Origin of the sequence: Photorhabdus heterorhabditis, from assembly GCF_001280945.1 — a bacterium.
Taxonomy (GTDB): domain Bacteria; phylum Pseudomonadota; class Gammaproteobacteria; order Enterobacterales; family Enterobacteriaceae; genus Photorhabdus; species Photorhabdus heterorhabditis.
In genome coordinates this window covers 34,542-57,056 of the sequence record NZ_LJCS01000021.1, presented here as the reverse complement: position 1 = coordinate 57,056, position 22,515 = coordinate 34,542, and the positions used below count along the sequence as shown (strand labels likewise).

The following is a 22,515-nucleotide window of genomic DNA, read 5'->3' as shown; positions in this document are numbered from 1 at the left end:
GCTCACTTTGATGTTTCCTTCTGTGTATCGGCTTTTCCTCGACAATCTTGAGCAATAGGCTGGCCTTCATTGGCTGCGCCGGTCAGTGTTGGTACGGTACCTGCACTGCCGCCTTGCACTGTCACCGGACCTTTTAGAAAGATGTTGCCGCTTAATGTGATGCCTTGAGCGTCTAGCGTGATGCTGCCGGCTTTACCTCTGAGGATCACGGTATCACTGGCTTGCAGGGTGTGTATTTTGGTGTGTGAGTGAATACCTTTAACCACATTTAACTGGTAATTGCCTTTGATATCACTCTGTTTGTTTTCACCAATTTGTTGGAAATGAGAGGCGTAGATCTCTTCTTTCCAGCTATTGTTGATCCGCGTAATTTTGTCTTTCTCAATGGTTTCGAACTGATTTTTATCCACCTGAATATGTTGTTCATTCATGATACGGATAAATTCATCATTGCCGATTTTATGCCGACGGTCGTTCATGACGGTGTGGCTTTCATCGTGTTCTACTCGCTGTGTTTTGTCGTGGTTAATTTGGATCAATTGGTCACGTTGAGCGTGGATGTAAATTTCCTCCCGATTTTTCTCGTCCTCAAAACGTAATTTGTTAAAACCATGACCTTTATGTGTTTTGGTTCTAAACGTAGTACGGGTTTTTTCCGCCGGTAAATTCAGCGGTGGGCGGTTAAGGCCGTTGTACGTGCATCCGGTAATAATCGGACGGTCAATATCCCCGTTGAGGTAGGAAATAATCACTTCCTGACCGACTCGCGGTGTCGCCAGAAAGCCAAATCCGTTACCATTCCAACCTTGTGCCACCCGAACCCAGCAAGACGCTTGATCGTTGGGGGCATCATACCGGTTCCAGTGGAAGTGAACACGAACCGCGCCATCTTTATTGACATAGATTTCTTCTGTGTCGGGGCCGACAACGGTGGCAACTTCATCTCCATCAGCCAGGGGCTTATAACGGTAGAGGGGACGCCAGTCGTTACGGCCTGGAATAAATTGGGTCTGTGAATGTAGCGTAGTGCCGGTTCCGCCATCACCTAAAACAGCAGGGACATGCCCGCTATGTTGAGAAGAGATGACTTGCCAGCGGTCATTCATGGTGTCAATAGGGTGGTGAGTTAATGTGAAGATCCTGCCCGGCATTAATCGAATACAATTGCTGGCCGCTTGCCCTGATTTGCTGTCAGCCCGCAAAGCTTCCAGCCTGTATTGAGTAAAGGGCATGCCCTCTTTATCTTTCAGAAAACGCCCGTAACTTTCGAAAATACGAAAGGGTGTGTTGCTCTCTGCCGCAAAATCCGTTGCGTTATGCTGTAAAGCATAATTGGGGTTGTGATAATTCCGGTCTTTCTGGGCGATAGATTCGGGGCGCATGTGGGAGCCAAGTAACCATTTGTAGATAACATTTTCTTCTATTGCACTGGTGACATCCGGGTTATACATCAACGTATCAGGCGCTCTCATATTTAAGTGGCTATCACTCACATAGAGCCCGTCATCGGCGAACCAGAAGAAAATCCCCTCTTCAGCCGCGAGGCGGGTAAAGAAATCATAGGAGGATTCCCTTTTCATGGTGACGTATTCCCGCACTGAATGTGCGTGATTTAAATGCATATTAGCCCGGAGTTTTTTTTGTTGCAGGATTTGCTGCAAGATGTCGGGAATGCTGGTCTGGTGATAGATACGGCTGTCTTGGTCGAGGGTCAGAAGCCACATTTCTGGTCTGATGGTCAGATGATACTGGGTTTGATGCCGGTTGGTGGTCCCAACAACTGCACTTTCAATTACCCCTTTCACTTCACGTTGCAGAATATCGTTACGAGTGACGGTGAACCGTGCGGTTTGGAGCAGAAGTGTATCCGTATCAATATCTGAACGCGGGGCCGCCAATGTCAGGGATAAGGTAAATAACGATGAAAGCGCCTCATCTAACGTAAAATCAACGACCGCAAACGTTTTAGGTGCCAGGTTGCCGATAGTGCAGGAAAAGCAGAGTCCGGTTTTCATGATGTTTCCTTAAGTTACATGAGCTTCTGATGCCCAGGCATGTTGTAAAATTCCCAGTTTTCATTGGTGTCGTTATTGATGACGGTTAATTTGTGAAAGCTGGTTTCAACCAGGCAGAGGGAGAAAGCGGTGTGTAATGTTTTGGCAAAAGCATACATTTCTCCTTCATGTTCATAATGTTCGGGGGTCATATGCAGCGTGATTTCCTGGCCTCGCACGGGGATACCTTTGACCAGATAGTCGTATGGAACGGTGCGGATACGACTGAGGCCGTCGGCCATACGCTGAATATGCCGACTACGTGGGGCGTCCAGATGGGCAAAGGTATCAAGTTGTTTGACCAGCGATTTGACCATGTCAATATGACTGAAAAAAAATGGCCCGAGAGACAGCAAGGAGAGTATCGGCCAATGTTGATGACTGTCTACGATGGCAGGAAAATCTTTTGAAGCGGCCACGATATTCCTGACCTGAATATGGCTGGGTATCTGTTCACTGGGTATGCAGATTTGCCCGATGCCCAGTGTCCGTGCTTGCTGATGAAATCGCTGATATTGGCAGTAAAAGTCGCGGTAATCGTGTTCCGTTACGGGTTTTGCCTGATGATCGTAAAAGGTGAGATTAATTTGACTGCCACCAAATGGCACTGCTTCCCGTATAGGGTTAAAAAGTAATATTCTGTCACTCGGCTCGGCGAAATGGTGAGTTGCCAGTTGCGCACTGTCGATAAGGGGAACCCGGTGGTCAGTTCCGCCCGATATTGCCTCAGGTTCGTATTTGAGTTTAACACTGTCAAGACTAAAGATTTCATCTGCCGGCAATACGTAACGCGATTTGCCCTTTTCAAATACTATCGGTTTTGTTCTTGCCGACACCAGATTGATAACAGGTACGCAGTGGGGAATAAATGCGGGGGTAATATCCTCTATAGGAATGTTGCTGTCGAATTCTAAAATGAGGGTAAATTGCTTGTCATCCCCCAAACGGAGCTGAGAGATTTCCTCTGATAAGTCAAATGACATAAAGTCATTAACATGTGGGAGATAAAGGTATTCGTATAGTGCCTGTAACGGCCAGAAATAGTCATGTGGTCTCGGCAATACAAGATTTTCCTTCAGACGTGGAGCGATCTCGATAGCCAGACACATGTTTTTCTCTTCAAGGGATGTTTTTAGATACGTGTTATTTAGCGATTGATCGGTGTATTTCGTCAGCAAAGACGCCAGTTTTTGATCTGCTCCCAGAAAAAGCATGATTTTTCCTGTCTTCCAGTTGCGGGTTTGCCCATGATATTGAAAGGTCAGTGATATAAGGCTTTTGTTTTCGTTGTGCGCCAGAGTTTTATGAAGCAGAGTGACCGGCTCAATGCTGACATCCTGGGTGGTTCTGAACGTCATGGTCTGGTTATGCTGTATGGCGGAAATTTCACTGCCTTTGGCAATATGTGTGGCTTCAGTTATGCTGCCAGGTTGAATATCTAACTGAATAACACTGGTTGAAGGAATAGGATGTAGCGGTATCGGCCAGACCTTTCGTAAAAGAGGATTAATCACTTCAGGGAAACCATCATGAATTTTCTGCTGAATTCCGGCAGTCATCAGCGCGAACCCTTCCAGTAATCGGAGAATATCAGGATCACCCGATTCGGCGGTAAATGGGGCAAGGTGTGGATGCTCTTGTGCCGCGTTTTGCATATCATGCTTTATTTGTGAAAGTGCTTCCCGATAGAAGTCTTCAAAATTTTTCATACTTATGCTTGTCTCTTTTGTGCTCAACAATTAATGTAAATTTATATTTTGAGCTGATGAATATCAAGGTTGATTGTTTGAATGTATGAAAATTGTGGTTTAAAACAGTTGGTGATGTAAATTTTATAGGTGTTTCGGTAACTTGATTGTGTAGTTTATTTTGATGAATTTGATTGGGGGAGGTTTGCCTTAATCTTAATTAAGAAGTGATGACGTCTTGATAGCCAGATGTCGGAAGCTGGAATTAATATTCAATTAATAGTTAAGAGGGTGAAATATGTTACGTTCCATTATTTTGGTTGGAGATTCGACTTCGCATGGTGGCAAGGTGCTGACAGGTGATGGCGATTTGGATGTGTCAGGGAAGAAAGCGGCTCGGGTTGGGGATGCGGTATCCTGTCCAAAATGTGGTGGCAATCAAACCATTGTGGAAGGAACGCCTGGCATAGTCGGCTCTAATGGGCAAACCTATGCTCTGGAGGGAATGAAAACCTCTTGTGGGGCGACACTGATTGCTTCGCAAAGTCTATTTCAGGCATAGGATGGCGGTAAAAGGTAATATTCTGCCTGAAATAGAGCGGGTTGATTCAAGTACGGGTGTTCAGTGCTTCATCATTTGTTTACAAACTACCCGGTTGACGTGGTGGATTTCGGCCTGACATATTGGTTGTAGCGCTGCGGATATTTTGACCAATTATATCAATGCTAGCCTGAAATGGCGGGAATGGCAGAGTAATACCATGTTGATGAAACTCTTGCAGAATAAGCTGGTGGACTTCATGGCGGACAGGCATTCGGTGCCCCATTTCAGCAGCATAAATTCGGAGTTCAAATATCTGAATGCCATGCTGTAGGTCGACCAGATACACCTCAGGTGCAGGGTTATCAAGGATCAGAGAGCAGCGCTTAGCCGCAGTTAACAGGATTTGGGTGACTTCTTCGCTGTTATTTTCTGTCGGTGCAGGGATTGTCAGTACGATACGGGTGATCGTGTCAGACAATGACCAGTTAATAAACTGCTCAGTGATAAATGCTTTGTTGGGAACAATAATCTCTTTTCTATCCCAATCTGAGAGTGTTGTTGCCCGGGTGTTGATCTTTGTGATGCTTCCGGTCAGGTTACGGATGGTGACGGTATCACCAATACGGATGGGTTTTTCAAATAGGATCATCAGACCAGAGATGATATTGGCGAAGATTTCTTGTAAACCAAAACCAAGCCCAACCCCTAGCGCAGCAACAAGCCATTGCAGTTTTGACCATTCAATACCAATCAGCGAGAAACCGACTAAGCTCCCGATTAAGGTAATGGTGTATTTAGTCAGTGTGGTAATGGCAAAGCCAGTACCTGGAGTCAGTTCCAAATGCTGCAATAAGGCCAGTTCAAGTAGTGCGGGCAGGTTACGTACTAATTGAGCTGTGATAATAATGACCAGTATGGCAATCAATACAGAACCCATGGTGATGGGCTGGATAGTTTCTATATTGTTCATTGTGGTGGTGACATCCCACAAACGGATGTTTTCCAGGAATGAGAAAGCTGAATGGAGTTCTGACCAGAGCCAAATCAATGAAACCAGTGCAAACATGGTTAGAATTGAACGTATCAGTCCCAATGATTGAGCACTAATTGCATCCAAATCAATAATCGGTTCGTCAACTTCAATGGCGCCTTCGATGCTGCTTGACCCCGTTGAATCATCTTCTCCTTTGGCACGTTGAGCCAGAATTTCTGCCCGTCGCTGTTTTGCCCGTTCGAAGGCGATCTTGCGTCGCTGAATTAACATCCAGCGACGGATAATATAGTAGATAACCAGTAAGAAGAACCAGATAGCAACAGAGGTCTCCAAACGCCCCAGCAATGCTTGTGATGTATTGAAATATCCTAGGATGGAAGCTAGAGCCGCGATTATCGGAGCAGAGAGTAAAATCCACCAGAGAGCTGTATTGATAACGTTTTCACCAGAACCGTTTTTATCCAGATAAAGTGGGACTTTTGCTCGTTTCAGGCTATTGGTAATCAGGCTTAATGATACACACAATACCAGGAAGCAGAGCCTGCCAAGTGTGGAGGAGAATTCTCGATCACTGTAATGTTCGAAAGTTATTAATGCCATCACTAATGGCACAATAGCAAAGATAGAGAGTTGGTAGAATCGTAGTGCCCGTTTGACCCGCTCTTCTGGCCAGCGAAAATGAGCAATGAATAATCCGTTTGGATGTGCAAAAGTGGCACTTAATATAAAGATCCATAAGACGGGAGTTGTCGCGCTGACACCATAACCAATGGCGGTTGCCATAGGGTATTGCCAGGCGCTTTGTAACCCGTAGCCAACCGCGGACCAGAGCATTGGCAAAGGTAGAGCAACAATAATCGACCAGAACACAGTGCGTAAAGTGAGGGAAAAGTGATCATATGTTACTTTGCCAATGCGATTACTCGAGCGTTCAAGAAATGCGTGGTAATGGCGGAGAGAACTGATACTGAATATGACAAGAAATAGTGTTCCAAGCAGATATAACAATGTATCTTGAGTGGTCAGCATGACTATCAGGGCGCCGCTTAACTGAGAGAAAGTATCCAGAGATAATAAACGGGTGAGATCATGCACAACACTGATAGGGTAATCGAGAGAAACTGGATTAACATCTGCGACCCAGAATAGGTAGCGGTGTGTGGCTTCTTTTACTTCTGTCAGTGCATCATTTAACTGGTTGGTCGCCACTTTGAGTTTGGTCAGTTCAAGAATTTCACTGTCATAACCAGACAATAATGAATTAAGTAATTCTTTACGGGTGCGGATAAGGGAGTCGTAAATCCGTTCTTGTTCGATTGTCAGTGCAGTGTTATTTCCCGGCGCTGGTTTTGCTTCTTTTTGTAATCGCTCCAGCATATCTTCGTATTTCAGTCGATCGACTCTGAATTTGATAATGTTCCGATCAAGTTGTTGGGGTTTAGACATGTCAGGCAAGCGGGCAAGCTGGGTTCGGAGTGCTTCTCCAAGCGTTGTGGAGCCACCAAGCCATTGTGCTTGTTCTCGAATGGTACTCAATGCCTGCCGAACCTGAATAATATCACTGGCTGCCTGGCGTTGTTTTGAGCCTATGATGTTCATTCGTTGGGCTTGCTGATTGAGCTCCTGAGATAAATTTCGGTTTAGTTGTAATTCATCAAGCAGAAATTTGGGTAGTTGATCACTTTGTTCTGCCAGCATCTCTGTATGTTCCAGTGCTAATTCTGCTTTTTGCTGGCGTTGTGCATTGAGTTGACTGCGGAGTTGTTGAAGCTCAAGATCAAGTCGATGATACCGCTTTTTGAATAGCTCAACCCGCATACGGGAAATTTCCTGCCGATTATTAGCAGAAAGTTGAGCTATTTCGAGTTCATTGACTGTCGCTTTGTGGGCATTAACTTCGGCTTGAGCAAAGGCAAATTGAGCCTCTCCTAATGGAGTGGATGGTGTTCCTAATGATTGCAGGCGAGAGGATGCTTCAGTTAGCAGGCGTCGCGCTTCTGATTGTTGTTGTGGTAATAGTACCAGAGAGTCGCTGATTTCCCGTCCTTTATCCTGCTCTTGCTGTAATTGTCCCCCTTGTTCTATTAACCGGCTACTGACCTGAATAATCTGTTGCTCAATGTTTGCGATGGGTTGGTTAGCAGGAATTGGACGGGGAGTATCACTTTCAGAGAGTAATTTTTGACGAAGTTCTTTAGTTATTTTAGGGAAATCATCGATGGCAGTCTGATACTTTTGCATTCTGTCATTAGCAGATTTAGTATCGGCAATCCAACTGAGAGCGCCTTGCAGCGCCTGAGCAACTTCTGCATCCTGCGGATTTTTGCTGGATTCAATTTGTTGCAGTTCTTGTTTGAGCTGGTTTTCATCAAGCTGAATAGCAGCAAAAGCCGGACCAATAATGAGCAGGCTAAGCAATAAGATAATCAGGCGCACGATAGAGGGCTCTCCTTGGAAGGGGATTAGCTTATGTTGTCAGTGGGTTTGTTAGGTATGATAGCTTGGGCTAACAGTTCACCCATACAGGTTGTTGAGCCACTGCTTAAGTTCCCGGCTAACTGTACCTGATTTGGTGCAAACAGGTTAATAACGGTAGAACCTAATTTGAAACGCCCCATTTCTTCGCCTTTCTTGAAAGAAATCGCGCCAGTTGCACCGGCTTCAGGGTAAGTCCAACGTTTTATGATGCCTTCCCGTGGTGGTGTCACTGTACCACACCAAGTCAGCTCAATACTGCCGACGATGGTTGCACCAACCAGAATCTGTATCATTGGTCCAAAGTGAGTATCAAACAGGCAGATAACTCTTTCATTACGAGCGAACAGATTTGGCACGTTGGCGGCAGTCAGTGGATTTACAGAGAATAGATCACCTGGAACATAGATCATCTCTTTTAGCAATCCATCACAAGGCATATGCACACGGTGATAATCTTTAGGTGATAAGTAAGTAGTTACAAACTGCCCATCACGGAATATTTCTGCTAACTGGTAATTTCCGGCTAGCAAGGCTTCAAGTGTATAGTGGTGACCTTTGGCCTGGAGAATTTGGTCTGATTGGATATTACCTAACTGACTAATGATACCATCAGCAGGTTGCGCTAATTGATGTTCTTCGCTGACAATCGGGCGAATACCATCTTTTAACGGACGGATAAAGAATTCATTGAATGTAGTATAGGCTGAAAATTCAGGCGCTTTCGCTTCATTCATATTCACTTTATAAACACGGGCAAACGCCTTGATTGCTAGTTGGGTGAGCCAGCCAGCCTTTTTGTTTGCAAACCAGCCTGCCAGATTAGTAATTCCCTGTTTAGGGAGTAAATAATGCAACCTGATTTTAATGTTATCCAGCACGTCAACCTCTTGGATTTTATTATCGGCAAATTAGACAAAAGGGTGCTATTGTACCTGCCCTTTTATTTGATGTCAGTTAGCTATTGTCGTTTGTAAATGTCTTGCGTGGTTTAATTTGGTCCATGCTGTCGAGAATACGGTGATAATTCTCAAAACGCTCTTCAGCTATTTCATTATTTTCTACCGCTTTTCGTAACGCACACTCTGGGTCATCCCGATGTTTACAATCACGGAATTTACAGCTTCCCAGATAATCACGGAATTCCACAAAACCTTGAGTGACTTGTTCTGGTGTTAAATGCCATAGCCCAAATTCCCGTACACCGGGAGAATCAATAACATCACCGCCATGTGGAAAATGATAAAGGCGGGATGCCGTCGTCGTGTGCTGACCCAAACCAGAAACATCGGAAACCTGATTGACCAATATTTCTTCTTCATCTTCCGGCAGGAGTGTATTGAGTAAGCTTGATTTACCCACACCGGACTGACCAGCAAAAATACTGATTCTGCCAGCGAGCATTTTTACCAACTCTTCCATACCTTCACCAGTATGGCTTGATAGCTGTAATACTCGGTAACCAATATTATGGTATGTAGACATCACTTCGCTGACCCACTCACGGCTTTCTTCGTCCAGTAGATCGATTTTATTCAGTACAATCAATGGCTCGATACCCAGTGTTTCACAGGCAACAAGGTAACGATCGATAATATTGAGTGAAAGCTCAGGAAGAATTGCCGAAACGATGACTATTTGGTCAATATTGGCGGCAATAGGTTTGATGCCATCATAGTAATCAGGGCGTGTAAGTACGGAAATACGCTCGTGAACCGCTTCAACAATGCCATTCACTTTAACATCCGTTTGTGTTTGTAGTGAAGGACGCCATACCACTTGATCACCGGTTACCAGTGAACGAATAGTTCTGCGGATATTACAGCGTTGTATAGAACCGTTTTTTGCCTCTACGTCAGCATGTTGACCGAAACGGCTAATGACCAGACCTTCTTGGGGTTCACCTAACTGGCTGTCATCCATTTCAGGTTTATTATCCTGTGTTTTCAGTCTGCGCTGATGATTTGCCTGTACCCGCCGTTGTTGGCCTTTGGATAGTTTATGTTTAGCCACCAAACCTCACTTGTTCCACATTTATCGCTGCTATTTCTTAAAAGCGTTATGATACACCATTAATGAGAATTATCTCTCTAACCTAGGATATAACATGTCAAAAAGTGAGCACAATCTTATCTGGATAGATTTGGAAATGACGGGTTTAGATCCAGAGCGGGATCGCATTATTGAAATTGCGACAATTGTCACTGATGCAAATTTGAATATCTTGGCTGAGGGACCTGTCATTGCGATTCATCAGTCTGATGAACAACTTGCTCTGATGGATGAATGGAACGTGCGTACTCATACTGGCAGTGGGTTAGTTGAACGTGTTAAAGCAAGCAAAATTGATGCGCGTGGCGCCGAAAAGGCGACGATTGAATTTCTGGAAAAATGGGTTCCGGCGGGTGTTTCACCTATTTGTGGTAATAGTGTTGGTCAGGACCGCCGTTTCCTGTTCTGTTATATGCCAGAATTGGAAGCCTATTTCCACTACCGTTATCTGGATGTCAGCACATTGAAAGAGTTAGCCCGTCGCTGGAAGCCAGAGATCCTGACTGGATTTAAAAAACAAAATACTCATCAGGCACTGGATGATATCCGCGAATCAGTTGCTGAATTGGCTTATTATCGGGAACATTTTATTCAATCGTAACAAGAACGTTTGATTTTTGTCCTTTGCTGGTATGATAATGCAAGCCCGGTATGATGATTAATTAATCCGCATTGGTGTTTAAATCACCATTTAACCGAAAAGTTTATTTTTTTGTGTTGAAGGGCTTGCGAGCGCAAGGATTTCTCGTATAATGCGCTCCCCGTACCGATGAAGAATTTCATAAGGTATGGATGGCATACTAAAAAAGATTGCGGGAATAGCTCAGTTGGTAGAGCACGACCTTGCCAAGGTCGGGGTCGCGAGTTCGAATCTCGTTTCCCGCTCCAAATTTAGACGTTAGTATGTTGTTTCAGGCTGTCATTAGCCCATCAGTGACGCGGGAATAGCTCAGTTGGTAGAGCACAACCTTGCCAAGGTTGGGGTCGCGAGTTCGAGTCTCGTTTCCCGCTCCAAGTTCAAGCCTGAAATCGATATCGTGAGATTAATGTCTTGTCTCAAGTTATCACCAGCCAGTCAGTAATGCGGGAATAGCTCAGTTGGTAGAGCACGACCTTGCCAAGGTCGGGGTCGCGAGTTCGAATCTCGTTTCCCGCTCCAATCCTTCCTTAATCATGCAGATACACTTAGCAACCGATGCGTAAGCAGGGTTTGCATATCCCGTCGACCATCGGCAATCACAAAAATGACCACCTGTTGATCTGTGATTTGATAAATGACCCGGTAAGGTTTAAAAAATGTTTGGCGGAAGTCACGAATCCCTAACTCCTGCAACTCCTTGGGATAATTGCCTTTTTCAGGAAAGTTAGCCAGACTGTCTGCTGTTTTCAGCAACTGATCCAATACATAATCGGCTTTCTCTGAACTGTCATTTTCGACAATGTAATCGTAAATATCCTCTAAATCCGCTTCGGCATTTTTAGTCAGCGCTATATGATATGGCATTAGGAGAACTTCTGCTTGTTCTTTAAACGTTGAACCACATCCTTTACTGGTGTGACTTCACCTGCTTTAACTTGTTGTTGTCCTAAAGCTAAAATCTTTAACAACGCTATAGTTTCCTGAGTCTGCTCATAAGAGGCGATATCTTGAATCACCGCTTTTGCCTCGCCATTTTGCGTAATAATCATCGGTGAGCGGGACTCAGCGAGTGTCGTCATCACCGTAGCTGCATTGGCTTTTAGGTAACTAATGGGCTTAATCTGTTCTGAATAACGCATAGAATCCCTCATATCAAAAAAGACTAAATATAGACTATAAAAAGTCAATTAATTGATTATAAAATGACTTAATCAATTAAGCAAATGCCGATTCTGGAAAAGTGGAACAAACAAGTCTATTGACATAAGGTAATGTAGGAAAAATTATTATTTTGGGGTTTGTTAGAGAGAGGTTGTACATTGCATTGCTCCGTTCCAATTTTTGATATGCAAATGTCCGTTGAAGTTTCTTACATTCACGGTTTTTAAGTCCAGAAATCAGGTTTGCTATCAGTCTTTGTAAGATCGACGCTTTTGTTCTGTACCAAAGCGTCGATAGGGTAAGATTCTGGCTTATTTTTTGTAATTCTTTGTTTTCACTATATGGCCGATCCTAGGTTTAGATTTGAGTGGAATAAGTTTCTTCTCGGTTGATGTCTTATTGCAGATCAGGATACCGCCAATAACGAGGGCACCTCCGACGCACATTGGGAACGTTAATCCTTCATTTAATAGTACTGCGCCAAGCAATACCGCAGTGAAAGGATTAAGCGCAATGAATACGCCAGAGCGAGTGGAACCAATTCTTTGGATTCCGTCGTAATACCAGATGTAGGCTACTGCTGAACCCACTACGCCAAGATAAAGTACGCTGTAGAGATCGGTAATGGATAATGCATGTATTGCCGATAAATTCATTTGCTCGGTGAAAATGGCAGTTGCTGTCAGCATGATTGCTCCCGCCAGAATGGAGTATGTCACTGTGTGTAGTGGGCCAATTTGGTTTACGATGTTCTTGCAGAAGACACTATAAGCAACCCAGCTTAAAACACAGCCGAAGATCAACGCGTCACCTAACCAGTTGCTCCCTTTTCCAACAGTAAATTGCGGTGCTTTACTGAGGATCACGATCATTGCACCAAGCAGGCAAAGCGTAATTCCCAGTGCTTTTAATGGCGATAGCCTTTCCTTATAAAAGAAATATGAAAAAATCGCCATTATTGCTGGATTCAGCGCTACGATAAGTGAAGCTCTGGATGCGGTGGTGTGATGCAGACCATAAAAGAAGAAAAGGCTGTAGGTGTATATCCCGCAGAAGCCAAGCCCAATGATTTTCAATAGCTGATGTCGATTAATCTTGACGAACATTTTTCCCGATAGAATAAGGAAGATGATTAGTGTCATGGCCGCAAGAATGAATCTCAGGCTCGCTGAGAGTAAAGGGGGCGTTTCGGCAGAAATATATCGACCTGCAACAAATGTCCCGCCCCAGATAATAGCGACAAGAGACAGCTTGATATAGGTTGAATGGTTGTTGACCGACTGCGTTAATGTGTGATTGCTTTTCATGTTTGTCAGTGTCGAAATTTATATGATGGGAGATGCTTTTAAGGCAGCGTATTCCATGGTCTGGTCCAATATTTCACGTTGAGCACGGCTACCTCCTAATAATGGCCACTTCTCATGGCTGAGGTAGAGTTTGTTTAGACACTCCTCGTAGTGTTTAGCTGTGAATAGTAAGATCGCTTTAAGGACGTCTATACCTGTGGAATGTGTGTCTGGTTCGATGCCAAATCCATCACTTTCTGCGATTAGCTTCTCGATAAGAAAAGACTGGTTTGTTGCAGAAAAAGCTAATGCTGCATGGATCTTGTGGAAGTAAGATGTGGATGCGCTGATGCTTCCTGTCCAAAGGATGGCAAGGTGCTCCCATATTGGTTGGAACTTGGTGTCAGCAGATTTGAGTCTGAGCCGCCATAAGAATCCTACGGCGTCCAGGTCTTGTTTGGCGAATGGATTGTCTTTTAGCGCATATAATTCATCAAAAGCTTGCAGCGCCAGTGTGATTTCATTGGATCGTTCGTAAGCAATAGCCAGATGCCAGTACACATGCATTCGCATCCCTGCGTTGGTTATCCAATTCTCTTTGCAGTCAGTCAGGAAGTGGCAAAGGTCTTTCCAGCGACCTAGCTCATGCAAGGCATGTGCGACAGCATGAATGCCATATATGTTGTTTGGCATTAATTTAACAGATTCAATACCAATCTTTAAGGCATCATTAAGACATTGATCTTCACAAAGGACGAAGGATTTTATGGAAAGATAGTATGGATAGAGGTAATAAGTTTTAGGAATGTATTCGTCACAATAAAGCAGAAGAGGTTTCAGTTTGGCTGTTTTTCCTGTACAAAAATCAAGCATATGAATAAAGAAGATCGCAACAATATCCGATGGGTATGCTCGAATATGCTGTGTCAGAAGCGATCTCGCGTTCTCGTAATCAAATTTCACCCAGGCAGTGAATGCTTTATGGATAAGGCAAAGCTCAGGGCGAGAGATTTCTTGCTCGTCCATTTGAGCTAATATGATTTTGAATCTATAAAGTTCTTTCATTTCGCAAGTGGTGATTGCATCAAGTCCCATCAGGAGTTTTTTGTAGGTTCTCTGAGTCTCATTCATTGGAATGAGTTCGTCTGAAAATCCACGGAGAGATAAGAATGTTCTGTTGATCTCCGGCCATATGGAAGATATTCCGTCTGGAGGCCATTGGTAACTCATAAAATCCCCTTTTTAATTAATTATGGTTTGGAAACTCTGTTGAGTGCTGGCGAGCATGCCTTGCCTATTGCTTTATACCCGCATTGCATATACTTATTCAGATGTATGATCATGAGGAAATGAGTGATTACTCAAGGGGGAGATAATGACTTTAACTCAGCTCGAAATTTTTGCTGTTGTTGCCGAACGGAAGGGCTTTACCTTAGCAGCAGCTCAGCTCAAGATCTCTCAGTCTGGGGTTTCCCATGCCATCAGAGTCCTTGAACAGGAGCTTGGCGTAGAGCTGTTTCATCGATATCAAGGAATTATTGAACTGACAGATATAGGGGAAAGTTTGCTTCGGAAAGCCCAGGCAATTCTTGGTCTGGCGGAGACTATGCAGCAAGAAGCATCTGATGTAAGAGGAATGAAGTGGGGGACGTTGCGGATCGGATCGTTTGGTCCAACCTCATCTCTACGACTGTTGCCAGAGGTACTAGCTGACTATCGCAGGCTTTATCCCGGTATTGAGATTCATGTTGATGAGGGACCTGACAGGCAAGTTGTGCAATGGCTTATGGATAGGCGAGTAGATGTGGGATTCGTGACGCTACCGGAAGATCAATTCGATACCTATCCGATTCTTGAAGATCAGATGGTGGCGTTGCTGCCGACAGATCATCCTTTGGCATTGGAAGATGCCGTGACGTTGAAGGATCTGTGTATCGGTCCATTCGTGTTGACAGAAGCGGGATCGGCTGAACTGGTTTCCAGACTTTTTTTATCAGCAAAGTTGCAACCCAATATTCGTTATCGAACGTCTCAATTGTTAAGCACCTTGGCCACGGTTGCACGTGGGGATGCGGTGACGATTGTTGCTGAGTCATCTCTGCCGCTGACTATCGAAGCTCGCTATGTCAAGAAAGCTCTGAATCCAAAAGTGAAACGACGCGTTGGATTAGCTGTGTTTGATGAACGTCAATCGTCACCAGCTACTAAAGCATTTATCACATTGATGACTAAAAAATTTCGTGTAGCGAGTCCGACTTCCTCTTTAATTTCTAGGGTGCTCGTCAACGAATGAGCGCGGGTGGTGTCATTTTGTTGCTAATGGCTCAGGTTTTGCCGGAATCGATCGTTTCGTTGATAATTAGTTGAAGGCGCACGTATAAGCTAAGAAGCGGGAAGTTGTGTATGGAGTATTCTCGGTGGAAATTAGGTGCGCCGAAGTTTTGTGTTTTTTCAGGTAGATGTTGTTCGGTTGAAGGTTGTTTGTTCGAAAGTAACTAACTTAATTTCAATAAAGAGCAATAGGGGTAAGAAATGAAAAAACTACTTTTCCTAGCATTATTGGGGGCAGTATCTCCTGTATTAGCTGTGTCACACACTATTGTTAAGACTGTGAATCCACCTATTCTAATGGTGTTCTCAACGGGTACCGGTTCTTCTCTTAGTCAGTTTTCATTGTTATCGACAGATTTCCCTTCTGGGACATTGAACGCAACCAAAAAGTTATCATCAGTTAACTGGAGGACTTCGTCCTATCCCACTACAACTGGAGAACGAGCGGAACTCTGTTATTCTCAACCTTACTCTTCGACAGAGATTCTTTGCATTCCCGTTGCGCTTAATTCGGCGGGAAGTACGGATGTATTCAACAACTATCGGTTTGACAATGGCGTTAGAGTCATCATCCGGCATGTGGTGACAAACGGCACACCTTCATATTATCACAGCCCAGCTGGGCAGGAGCAGGTATCGTTCACTTACAGTTACTAATTGTGTATCTGAGATAGTTTGAACAACAAATGTCAGCCCTTTTACTATGGGGCTGATATCAAGAGGTTGTCAATGGAGGGAATTAACTTTGGTTTATTGTTGTTTGGTGTAGAGAGTATAGGGAAGGGTATTATGCTTAATTCCAAAAGATTTTTTCAACTTCTGCTTGCCAAATTTTCCAAGGTAGTACATAATGCACTCCTTTCGTTGCTTGGTAGTAATAAAAATATCTTTTTAATCAATGAGTTATATGGGATTTGATAGGTTTGCCTCTCGTCCTAAGTTTCTTCCTCAATGACAATACTCGCTTATTTTGATTCGATTTTGGGGCTATCCCGTTCGGTGCAGGTTCCTGTTTTTTATCCACAGAGTGGAAAGTCATTGCCCGATAACTAAGTACGACACCTTAAAATTATCACACAGACTTATCCACAGGCTGTTTCCTTTAGATTTTTCTTATTCTAAATTTTATAAAACAGATGTTTCTTCTGTAACCTATTGATAATTTTTCGGAATGCTCCTTTGTTAAGAAATGACATATTGATCACTTGCGCTTTTTTTGCACATTGATCAGCAAGGGGTTTTTATTTTATTCACAGGAGAATTATCTGACTCTTTTGTATATTAGATAAATGGCTAATAATTAAGCGTCTCTGGGCAGTCCCTTGATTATCGCTTTAATAAGCCGTTTTTGTTGTGAAGTCTGTACATTGATAATGTTAGCTTTGCGGCGAGTCATTTGTTGTTCAATAGCCCAATGAATGTGTTCATCAAGCATGGTGTTTAATCCTAATTTCTGTTGTAGAGATAGAACGATATCGTCTTGATATGGCGCGTTTCCTAAAGCAACAATAATGTTACGTAACCAGCGTAAATGACCAATACGGCGGATTGCGGAACCTTCCGTTATCCGAAGGAATTTTTCTTCACTCCAATTAAATAAATCCAATAACTTCGGTGCATGTAGTGCTGCTCGTGGACTGAAATCATCTTCATCTGTCAACTGAGAAAAGCGGTTCCATGGGCAGATAATCTGACAGTCATCACAACCATAAATGCGGTTTCCCATTAGTGGGCGTAATTCTTCAGGAATAACACCTTCCAGTTCAATCGAGAGATAGGAAATACAACGGCGGGCATCAATGATATAAGGGGCGGTAATCGCACCTGTTGGGCAGGTTGTCATACAGGCTACACAGCGGCCACAATGTTCTTCTTGTGGAGCGTCTACAGGCAGAGGAAGATTAATCAGCAGCTCACCAAGGAAAAACCATGAGCCAGCTTCTTTATTAAGGATAAGTGAGTGTTTGCCAACCCAGCCTAATCCGGCTTTAGCGGCTAGTGGACGCTCCATTATCGGCGCTGAATCAACAAAAGGCCGGAAATTAAGGATTCCCTGATATTCAAAATTATGGCAATAATCTTGAATTTGTTCACCCAATTTCTTCAGGCGTTGGCGTAGTAGTTTGTGATAATCTCTTCCCAAGGCATAGCGGCTTACATAGCCGAGTTCGGGATCATTTAACGTGCTAGCAAAAGAGGCTCTGGCAGGAAGATAATTCATTCTTACACTGATAACTCTCAATGTCCCTGGTAGTAGTTCATGAGGACGTGTACGCATCATACCGTGGCGCTCCATCCATGCCATCTCGCCGTGATACTGCTTATCCAGCCATTCCTGAAGTTTTGGCTCTTCCACTGATAAATTAGTATCGCAAATGCCAACTTGCTGGAAACCAAGAGAGAGGCCCCATTGTTTGATATTTGTGGTCAGGAGATTGAGGTCGAGAGGAGTTGCCATGGTGGAAATTAGTTTATGCTGCAAGGAGCCACAGTGTAGCATGATCTGTTGCAGGCTAAAAATAATGAGTTTGGTAATGAAACTGAGTAGAAGACGTTAGATGTTGATAATAGGGCTGTGTTAGGGTTATCGTTTTAACTGATGAGTTAATAAAACAGCAGATATTATTCGATGAAAGAACTTGTTTTGTCACTTCAAAATGAAGATGCGACTGTTTCTCTTGGGCGTGCGGTTGCGGTTGTCTGTAATCGTGGCAGTGTAATTTATTTGTATGGTGATTTAGGTGCCGGTAAGACCACATTTAGTCGTGGTTTTTTACAATCTTTGGGTCATAAAGGACATGTAAAAAGCCCAACTTATACTTTGGTTGAACCTTATGCTTTAACGCCTAGGCCGGTTTACCATTTCGATCTTTACCGATTAGCTGATCCAGAAGAATTAGAATTTATGGGAATACGTGATTATTTTCATCAGGATGCTATTTGTCTGGTTGAATGGCCTCAGCAAGGAGAAGGCGTGTTACCGGATGCAGATATTAAATTATATTTGAGTTACCAGTCTGAGGGGCGGCAGGCGCATTTTATTGCTTTGTCTGAATATGGTGAGAGCCTGTTAGATAATTTGAAATATTTATGAGAGATCACCCGAGTATGATGCGTGCTTTAGTCGCAAAAATGATAAAGAAATGGCAAATTCGTTTTATGATGATTTGCTGGTTATTTGTCATGATGAGCAGTTTAGTGGTGACAACAGCAACAGCGGCAACGTTATCCAATATTCACGTCAGTAATAGTAGAAGTGAATCTAAAGTGACCATGGTTTTTTCAGGTGGTCGCCCTGATTATAGTTTTTTCCCACTACATTCACCGGAACGTTTAGTCGTAGATATCCACCAGTCTGGAAATATTATTGGCTTGCCAATGAGCTTGCCGGGACAGGATTTAGTGAAGAAAATCCGATCCAGTCAATCACCAGTGCCACAAAAAAAACGTATCGTGCTTGAACTAAATCATAAAGTTAAAGTCAACTCTATAATGCAGAAATCGGGGAGTGAACATCGAGTTATCTTTACCTTACGGGCTTCCGGCATGTCTGTTAGCAATCCTGTTTTCAGAGAAAGTTCACAGGTGGCAGCAAGTAAGCCGTTACTTACTAACAATAAATTGCCTGCGACAAAAAAGGCAGCTCCACAAATAATACCTAAAGGCCGTCAGCAGGTCGTTGTTGCTATTGATGCAGGCCATGGCGGGCAAGATCCTGGAGCAATTGGACAGCGTGGACTGAAAGAGAAGAACGTTACTATCAGTGTAGCGCGTAAACTTGAAATGTTGTTACGCAATGATCCTATGTTCAAACCTGTTCTGACCCGTAACGGAGACTATTTTATTTCTGTCGTTGGTCGTTCCGAGGTTGCGCGTAAGCATAGTGCAAATATGCTGGTTTCTATTCATGCGGATGCTGCACCTAATCACAGTGCGCGTGGTGCCTCGGTGTGGGTATTGTCAAACAAACGTGCAAACAGTGAATTGGGTAATTGGCTTGAACAGCATGAGAAACAGTCTGAGTTATTGGGAGGGGCAGGTGATGCATTGGCAAATGGGGCTGATCCTTATCTGAGCCAAGCTGTGTTGGATTTGCAATTCGGTCACTCTCAACGGGTGGGTTATAATGTTGCTGTACAGGTTTTGAGCGAATTGCGTAAAATTGGTTCATTACATAAACGTTTGCCAGAACATGCTAGTCTGGGTGTATTACGTTCACCGGATATACCTTCAATTTTGGTAGAAACAGGATTTATCAGTAACTCAGCTGAAGAAACATTACTTGGTTCTAGTGATTTTCAGGATAAGCTGGCAAGTGCTATCCACAGAGGATTGCGTAACTATTTTCTGGAAAATCCATTACAGGCTGCACCTAAAACAGCTGGGAAGTAAAGGTTAAAAATATGGCGATCAAGATCTTACCTCCTCAATTAGCAAACCAAATTGCTGCAGGAGAAGTAGTAGAACGTCCTGCATCAGTAGTAAAAGAGTTGGTGGAGAATAGCCTTGATGCTGGAGCTAGCCGCATTGATATTGAAATTGAGCGCGGTGGAGTAAAGCTTATTCGTGTCCGTGATAATGGCTGTGGAATTAATCACCAGGATCTTGCTCTGGCTCTGGCTCGTCATGCCACCAGTAAGATTGCAACACTGGATGATCTGGAAGCTATTATTAGTATGGGATTTCGTGGAGAGGCGCTGGCCAGTATCAGCTCAGTATCGCGTTTGACATTAACTTCTCGTACAGAAGAACAGAATGAAGCCTGGCAAGCATACGCTGAAGGGCGGGATATGGAAGTGGCTGTGAAGCCGGCTGCGCATCCGGTGGGCAGTACTGTCGAAGTGTTGGATTTGTTTTATAACACACCGGCACGACGCAAATTCCTTCGAACAGAGAAAACGGAATTTGGTCATATTGACGAAGTTATCAGACGTATTGCGTTGGCACGTCTGGATGTATCAGTCAATCTGCATCATAACGGCAAACTGGTTCGCCAGTACCGGCCAGCAAAAGATGAATCCCAGCATGAACGGCGGTTGGCTTCTATTTGTGGTACCGCTTTTATGCAGCAGGCGCTTTCTCTTTCGTGGCAACACGGAGATTTATCTATCAAAGGGTGGGTTGCTGACCCAATGAATGCTACTGCGAGTGGAGATATTCAGTACTGTTATGTGAATGGACGCATGATGCGTGATCGCTTGATCAATCATGCTATTCGCCAAGCTTATCAAGATTTTATACGGGGAGAACAACAGCCGGCTTATGTTTTGTATCTGGAAGTTGATCCGCATCAGGTGGATGTTAATGTGCATCCGGCAAAGCATGAAGTTCGTTTCCATCAAGCCCGTTTGGTACATGATTTTATTTATCAGGGTGTGACAGCCGTATTAAAACAACGCAGCGGCAGTGCTGAACTGGATATGGCATGCTGTGAGCCTGCACCGGTTTGGGAGCCGGAAAACCGCCCATCAGCGGGAGAAAATCATTTTTCCCGGCAGAATAACGCTGCATCTGTGGCAACTTCATTACCAAAAGAAGCTCCGTCAGGTAAGGGGAGCTCGGGTTTTTCTCGTAGTGGTGAAAACTACCAGTATCATGGGAACGTTTATCAGAAACGTCAGGGTGAGTTGTATCAAAAGATGATGCAATCTGCACCGGAGACTGAAGAGAAAAGAGAGTTGTTTCCGGCAAGAACCGTTCCTGTTATGGCGGAAAAGGTGACTTCTGCTCCTGTTTCGGTTAGAAATAACAGCCATAGTTTTGGTAAAGTGTTAAGCATATATCCGCCATGTTATGCTCTGATTGAATCTCCATTAGGCATTGGCTTGTTATCCTTACCAGTTGCTGAACGTTGGTTAAAACAAGTACAGTTAACACCAACGGAGCAAGGACTGAAATCACAGCCACTTTTGATACCGCTAAAACTTTCTCTCAGTAAAGAAGAAGCTGGTGCTTTAAATCGTTATAGTGACTTATTAGGCTCTTTTGGTGTTGAAGCATCTGTATCTCATGGAAAAGCAACACTACGTGCGGTATCGTTACCATTGCGTCAGCAAAATTTGCCTAAATTAATTCCTCAGTTGCTGGGTTACTTGGCACAGCAGCCATCAGTATCGGCAGAACAGGTTGTAACTTGGCTTGCTTGCCATATTGGTAGTGAGCATGAAACGTGGAATGTTGCTCAGGCAGTACAGTTGTTGGCTGATGTTGAGCGGCTTTGCCCACAACTGGTGAAATCTCCGCCAGGTGGGTTATTACAATTAATTGATTTACAAGCAGTGGTGGCATCCCTTACTCATGAGTGATCAGAAAACTCAACATTTGCCGACGGCAATCTTTGTTATGGGCCCGACGGCTTCTGGCAAAACAGCCTTATCTATTGCTTTACGCCAGCATCTTCCTGTGGAACTTATCAGTGTTGATTCTGCGCTGATTTATCATGGAATGAATATCGGCACGGCTAAACCGACAGCGGAAGAGCAAACATTGGCACCTCATCGTTTGATCGATATTTTGGACCCTTCTCAACCCTATTCTGCGGCTGATTTCCGTCGTGACGCGTTGAGAGAAATGGCAGAAATTACAGCTTCCGGCCGTATTCCTCTATTGGTTGGTGGAACTATGCTCTATTTCAAAGCATTACTTGAAGGTTTATCACCGTTGCCTTCTGCTGATCCGGTTATTCGGGCGCAGATAGAACAACAGGCGGTAGAACAAGGATGGGATATATTACATCAACAATTACAGAAGATTGATCCTGTGGCTGCATTAAGAATTCATCCGAATGATCCGCAAAGACTTTCCCGGGCGTTGGAAGTTTTTCTTATTTCAGGTAAAACGCTTACTGAACTGACTAAATTGTCAGGTGAAGAGCTTCCTTATCGTGTCCATCAATTTGCTATTGCTCCCGCAAAGCGTGAGATCCTTCATCAACGTATTGAAGCGCGTTTTCATCAAATGCTTGAATCAGGGTTTGAAGAAGAAGCTAAAGCACTTTATGCTCGTAATGATCTGCATGTGGACTTACCTTCTATTCGTTGTGTTGGTTATCGCCAGATGTGGTCCTACCTTTCCGGCGAGATTGACTATGATGAAATGGTTTATCGCGGTATTTGTGCGACGCGCCAGTTGGCAAAGCGTCAAATAACTTGGCTCAGAGGTTGGAAGTCGGTTCATTGGTTGGATAGTTCCCAACCTGAACAGGCTTTAAGCACAGTAATGCAGGTTGTTAGTGCATAGGTTTATTGATTGTGTACAATTGATGAGTACCAAAGCGCAATTTTTGAGTAG

At 43.9% G+C, this 22,515-nt stretch carries 19 protein-coding genes and 3 tRNA genes; 12 read left to right on the top strand and 10 right to left on the bottom strand.

Annotated features, from left to right (window positions below; genetic code table 11):
- Nucleotides 1-2 precede the first annotated feature (2 nt).
- Nucleotides 3-2,015: a type VI secretion system tip protein TssI/VgrG gene (tssI, locus tag AM629_RS09620; RefSeq protein WP_054478393.1), complete on the bottom strand. Its 2,013-nt coding sequence runs from the start codon at nucleotides 2,013-2,015 to the stop codon at nucleotides 3-5.
- Between the two features lie 14 nt (nucleotides 2,016-2,029).
- A complete protein-coding gene (locus AM629_RS09615) occupies nucleotides 2,030-3,763 on the bottom strand; it encodes a type VI secretion system baseplate subunit TssF (RefSeq protein WP_054478391.1) in 1,734 nt (577 codons plus the stop codon).
- Between the two features lie 277 nt (nucleotides 3,764-4,040).
- Here AM629_RS09615 and AM629_RS09610 point away from each other — a divergent pair, with 277 nt between their 5' ends.
- Nucleotides 4,041-4,304, top strand: coding sequence for a PAAR domain-containing protein (locus AM629_RS09610; protein ID WP_054478389.1), 264 nt, complete (start codon nucleotides 4,041-4,043; stop codon nucleotides 4,302-4,304).
- Between the two features lie 79 nt (nucleotides 4,305-4,383).
- Here AM629_RS09610 and mscM read toward each other — a convergent pair whose 3' ends face one another.
- From mscM to rsgA, 3 genes are all read right to left on the bottom strand, one after another.
- The gene (mscM, locus tag AM629_RS09605) at nucleotides 4,384-7,716 is read right to left on the bottom strand and encodes a miniconductance mechanosensitive channel MscM (RefSeq protein ID WP_054478387.1); all 3,333 of its coding nucleotides are present in this window, start codon (nucleotides 7,714-7,716) and stop codon (nucleotides 4,384-4,386) included.
- Between the two features lie 26 nt (nucleotides 7,717-7,742).
- Nucleotides 7,743-8,636 carry an archaetidylserine decarboxylase gene (gene asd / locus AM629_RS09600; protein ID WP_054478383.1) on the bottom strand — a complete coding sequence of 298 codons (894 nt, stop codon included), beginning with the start codon at nucleotides 8,634-8,636 and terminating at the stop codon, nucleotides 7,743-7,745.
- A 76-nt stretch (nucleotides 8,637-8,712) separates the two neighbouring features.
- Nucleotides 8,713-9,768, bottom strand: a complete 1,056-nt coding sequence (gene rsgA, locus AM629_RS09595; RefSeq protein ID WP_054478381.1) for a small ribosomal subunit biogenesis GTPase RsgA — start codon at nucleotides 9,766-9,768, stop codon at nucleotides 8,713-8,715.
- A gap of 94 nt (nucleotides 9,769-9,862) precedes the next feature.
- On the opposite strand from rsgA, the gene orn reads away from it, so the two are divergent.
- The 4 genes from orn to AM629_RS09575 all read left to right on the top strand — a co-directional run bounded on the left by orn (nucleotide 9,863) and on the right by AM629_RS09575 (nucleotide 10,966).
- A complete protein-coding gene (orn, locus tag AM629_RS09590; protein WP_054478379.1) occupies nucleotides 9,863-10,408 on the top strand; it encodes an oligoribonuclease in 546 nt (181 codons plus the stop codon).
- A 211-nt stretch (nucleotides 10,409-10,619) separates the two neighbouring features.
- Nucleotides 10,620-10,695: transfer RNA gene (locus AM629_RS09585), tRNA-Gly, on the top strand.
- 50 nt (nucleotides 10,696-10,745) lie between these two features.
- Nucleotides 10,746-10,821: transfer RNA gene (locus tag AM629_RS09580), tRNA-Gly, on the top strand.
- Between the two features lie 69 nt (nucleotides 10,822-10,890).
- Nucleotides 10,891-10,966, top strand: a tRNA-Gly gene (locus tag AM629_RS09575).
- A gap of 12 nt (nucleotides 10,967-10,978) precedes the next feature.
- Here the strand turns inward: AM629_RS09575 and AM629_RS09570 are convergent.
- The 4 genes from AM629_RS09570 to AM629_RS09555 form a co-directional block, all read right to left on the bottom strand.
- Entirely contained in the window at nucleotides 10,979-11,311 is a 333-nt protein-coding gene (locus tag AM629_RS09570; RefSeq protein WP_054478377.1) for a type II toxin-antitoxin system RelE/ParE family toxin, read from the bottom strand.
- Nucleotides 11,311-11,586, bottom strand: coding sequence for a type II toxin-antitoxin system Phd/YefM family antitoxin (locus AM629_RS09565; protein WP_054478375.1), 276 nt, complete (start codon nucleotides 11,584-11,586; stop codon nucleotides 11,311-11,313). Before AM629_RS09565 ends, AM629_RS09570 begins: the two co-directional genes overlap by 1 nt.
- Before the next feature lie 333 nt (nucleotides 11,587-11,919).
- On the bottom strand, nucleotides 11,920-12,915 hold the full coding sequence (locus tag AM629_RS09560) for a DMT family transporter (protein WP_054478373.1): 996 nt from the start codon (nucleotides 12,913-12,915) through the stop codon (nucleotides 11,920-11,922).
- Nucleotides 12,916-12,933: 18 nt separating this feature from the next.
- On the bottom strand, nucleotides 12,934-14,124 hold the full coding sequence (locus AM629_RS09555; protein ID WP_054478371.1) for a tetratricopeptide repeat protein: 1,191 nt from the start codon (nucleotides 14,122-14,124) through the stop codon (nucleotides 12,934-12,936).
- A gap of 145 nt (nucleotides 14,125-14,269) precedes the next feature.
- Here AM629_RS09555 and AM629_RS09550 point away from each other — a divergent pair, with 145 nt between their 5' ends.
- From AM629_RS09550 to AM629_RS09545, 3 genes are all read left to right on the top strand, one after another.
- Nucleotides 14,270-15,187, top strand: coding sequence for a LysR family transcriptional regulator (locus AM629_RS09550; protein WP_054478368.1), 918 nt, complete (start codon nucleotides 14,270-14,272; stop codon nucleotides 15,185-15,187).
- Between the two features lie 239 nt (nucleotides 15,188-15,426).
- Nucleotides 15,427-15,882: a hypothetical protein gene (locus tag AM629_RS23385; RefSeq protein ID WP_149617177.1), complete on the top strand. Its 456-nt coding sequence runs from the start codon at nucleotides 15,427-15,429 to the stop codon at nucleotides 15,880-15,882.
- Nucleotides 15,883-15,954: 72 nt separating this feature from the next.
- Nucleotides 15,955-16,143 carry a hypothetical protein gene (locus AM629_RS09545; protein WP_054478366.1) on the top strand — a complete coding sequence of 63 codons (189 nt, stop codon included), beginning with the start codon at nucleotides 15,955-15,957 and terminating at the stop codon, nucleotides 16,141-16,143.
- 382 nt (nucleotides 16,144-16,525) lie between these two features.
- Here the strand turns inward: AM629_RS09545 and queG are convergent, their stop codons facing one another.
- The gene (gene queG / locus AM629_RS09540; RefSeq protein WP_054478412.1) at nucleotides 16,526-17,683 is read right to left on the bottom strand and encodes a tRNA epoxyqueuosine(34) reductase QueG; all 1,158 of its coding nucleotides are present in this window, start codon (nucleotides 17,681-17,683) and stop codon (nucleotides 16,526-16,528) included.
- Between the two features lie 171 nt (nucleotides 17,684-17,854).
- Here queG and tsaE point away from each other — a divergent pair, with 171 nt between their 5' ends.
- From tsaE to miaA, 4 genes are read left to right on the top strand one after another with little or no spacing between them, the layout of a single operon-like run.
- Nucleotides 17,855-18,319: a tRNA (adenosine(37)-N6)-threonylcarbamoyltransferase complex ATPase subunit type 1 TsaE gene (gene tsaE / locus AM629_RS09535; RefSeq protein ID WP_054478364.1), complete on the top strand. Its 465-nt coding sequence runs from the start codon at nucleotides 17,855-17,857 to the stop codon at nucleotides 18,317-18,319.
- Nucleotides 18,316-19,617: an N-acetylmuramoyl-L-alanine amidase AmiB gene (gene amiB / locus AM629_RS09530; RefSeq protein ID WP_235525439.1), complete on the top strand. Its 1,302-nt coding sequence runs from the start codon at nucleotides 18,316-18,318 to the stop codon at nucleotides 19,615-19,617. Before tsaE ends, amiB begins: the two co-directional genes overlap by 4 nt.
- 11 nt (nucleotides 19,618-19,628) lie before the next feature.
- Entirely contained in the window at nucleotides 19,629-21,530 is a 1,902-nt protein-coding gene (gene mutL / locus AM629_RS09525) for a DNA mismatch repair endonuclease MutL (protein ID WP_054478362.1), read from the top strand.
- Complete coding sequence (miaA, locus tag AM629_RS09520) at nucleotides 21,523-22,464, top strand: tRNA (adenosine(37)-N6)-dimethylallyltransferase MiaA (RefSeq protein WP_054478360.1); 942 nt, start codon at nucleotides 21,523-21,525, stop codon at nucleotides 22,462-22,464. The genes mutL and miaA overlap by 8 nt, the downstream gene beginning before the upstream one ends.
- Nucleotides 22,465-22,515 lie beyond the last annotated feature (51 nt).

What these genes read in the sequence shown, in the direction of transcription:
- AM629_RS09565 (WP_054478375.1), bottom strand. Translation starts at nt 11,586, where the DNA reads ATGCGTTATTCAGAACAGATTAAGCCCATTAGTTACCTAAAAGCCAAT.
- AM629_RS09560 (WP_054478373.1), bottom strand. Translation starts at nt 12,915, where the DNA reads ATGAAAAGCAATCACACATTAACGCAGTCGGTCAACAACCATTCAACC.
- AM629_RS09555 (WP_054478371.1), bottom strand. Translation starts at nt 14,124, where the DNA reads ATGAGTTACCAATGGCCTCCAGACGGAATATCTTCCATATGGCCGGAG.
- amiB (WP_235525439.1), top strand. Translation starts at nt 18,316, where the DNA reads ATGAGAGATCACCCGAGTATGATGCGTGCTTTAGTCGCAAAAATGATA.
- tssI (WP_054478393.1), bottom strand. Translation starts at nt 2,015, where the DNA reads ATGAAAACCGGACTCTGCTTTTCCTGCACTATCGGCAACCTGGCACCT.
- AM629_RS23385 (WP_149617177.1), top strand. Translation starts at nt 15,427, where the DNA reads ATGAAAAAACTACTTTTCCTAGCATTATTGGGGGCAGTATCTCCTGTA.
- AM629_RS09615 (WP_054478391.1), bottom strand. Translation starts at nt 3,763, where the DNA reads ATGAAAAATTTTGAAGACTTCTATCGGGAAGCACTTTCACAAATAAAG.
- queG (WP_054478412.1), bottom strand. Translation starts at nt 17,683, where the DNA reads ATGGCAACTCCTCTCGACCTCAATCTCCTGACCACAAATATCAAACAA.
- miaA (WP_054478360.1), top strand. Translation starts at nt 21,523, where the DNA reads ATGAGTGATCAGAAAACTCAACATTTGCCGACGGCAATCTTTGTTATG.
- AM629_RS09570 (WP_054478377.1), bottom strand. Translation starts at nt 11,311, where the DNA reads ATGCCATATCATATAGCGCTGACTAAAAATGCCGAAGCGGATTTAGAG.
- AM629_RS09550 (WP_054478368.1), top strand. Translation starts at nt 14,270, where the DNA reads ATGACTTTAACTCAGCTCGAAATTTTTGCTGTTGTTGCCGAACGGAAG.
- tsaE (WP_054478364.1), top strand. Translation starts at nt 17,855, where the DNA reads ATGAAAGAACTTGTTTTGTCACTTCAAAATGAAGATGCGACTGTTTCT.
- AM629_RS09545 (WP_054478366.1), top strand. Translation starts at nt 15,955, where the DNA reads ATGGAGGGAATTAACTTTGGTTTATTGTTGTTTGGTGTAGAGAGTATA.
- mutL (WP_054478362.1), top strand. Translation starts at nt 19,629, where the DNA reads ATGGCGATCAAGATCTTACCTCCTCAATTAGCAAACCAAATTGCTGCA.
- AM629_RS09610 (WP_054478389.1), top strand. Translation starts at nt 4,041, where the DNA reads ATGTTACGTTCCATTATTTTGGTTGGAGATTCGACTTCGCATGGTGGC.
- orn (WP_054478379.1), top strand. Translation starts at nt 9,863, where the DNA reads ATGTCAAAAAGTGAGCACAATCTTATCTGGATAGATTTGGAAATGACG.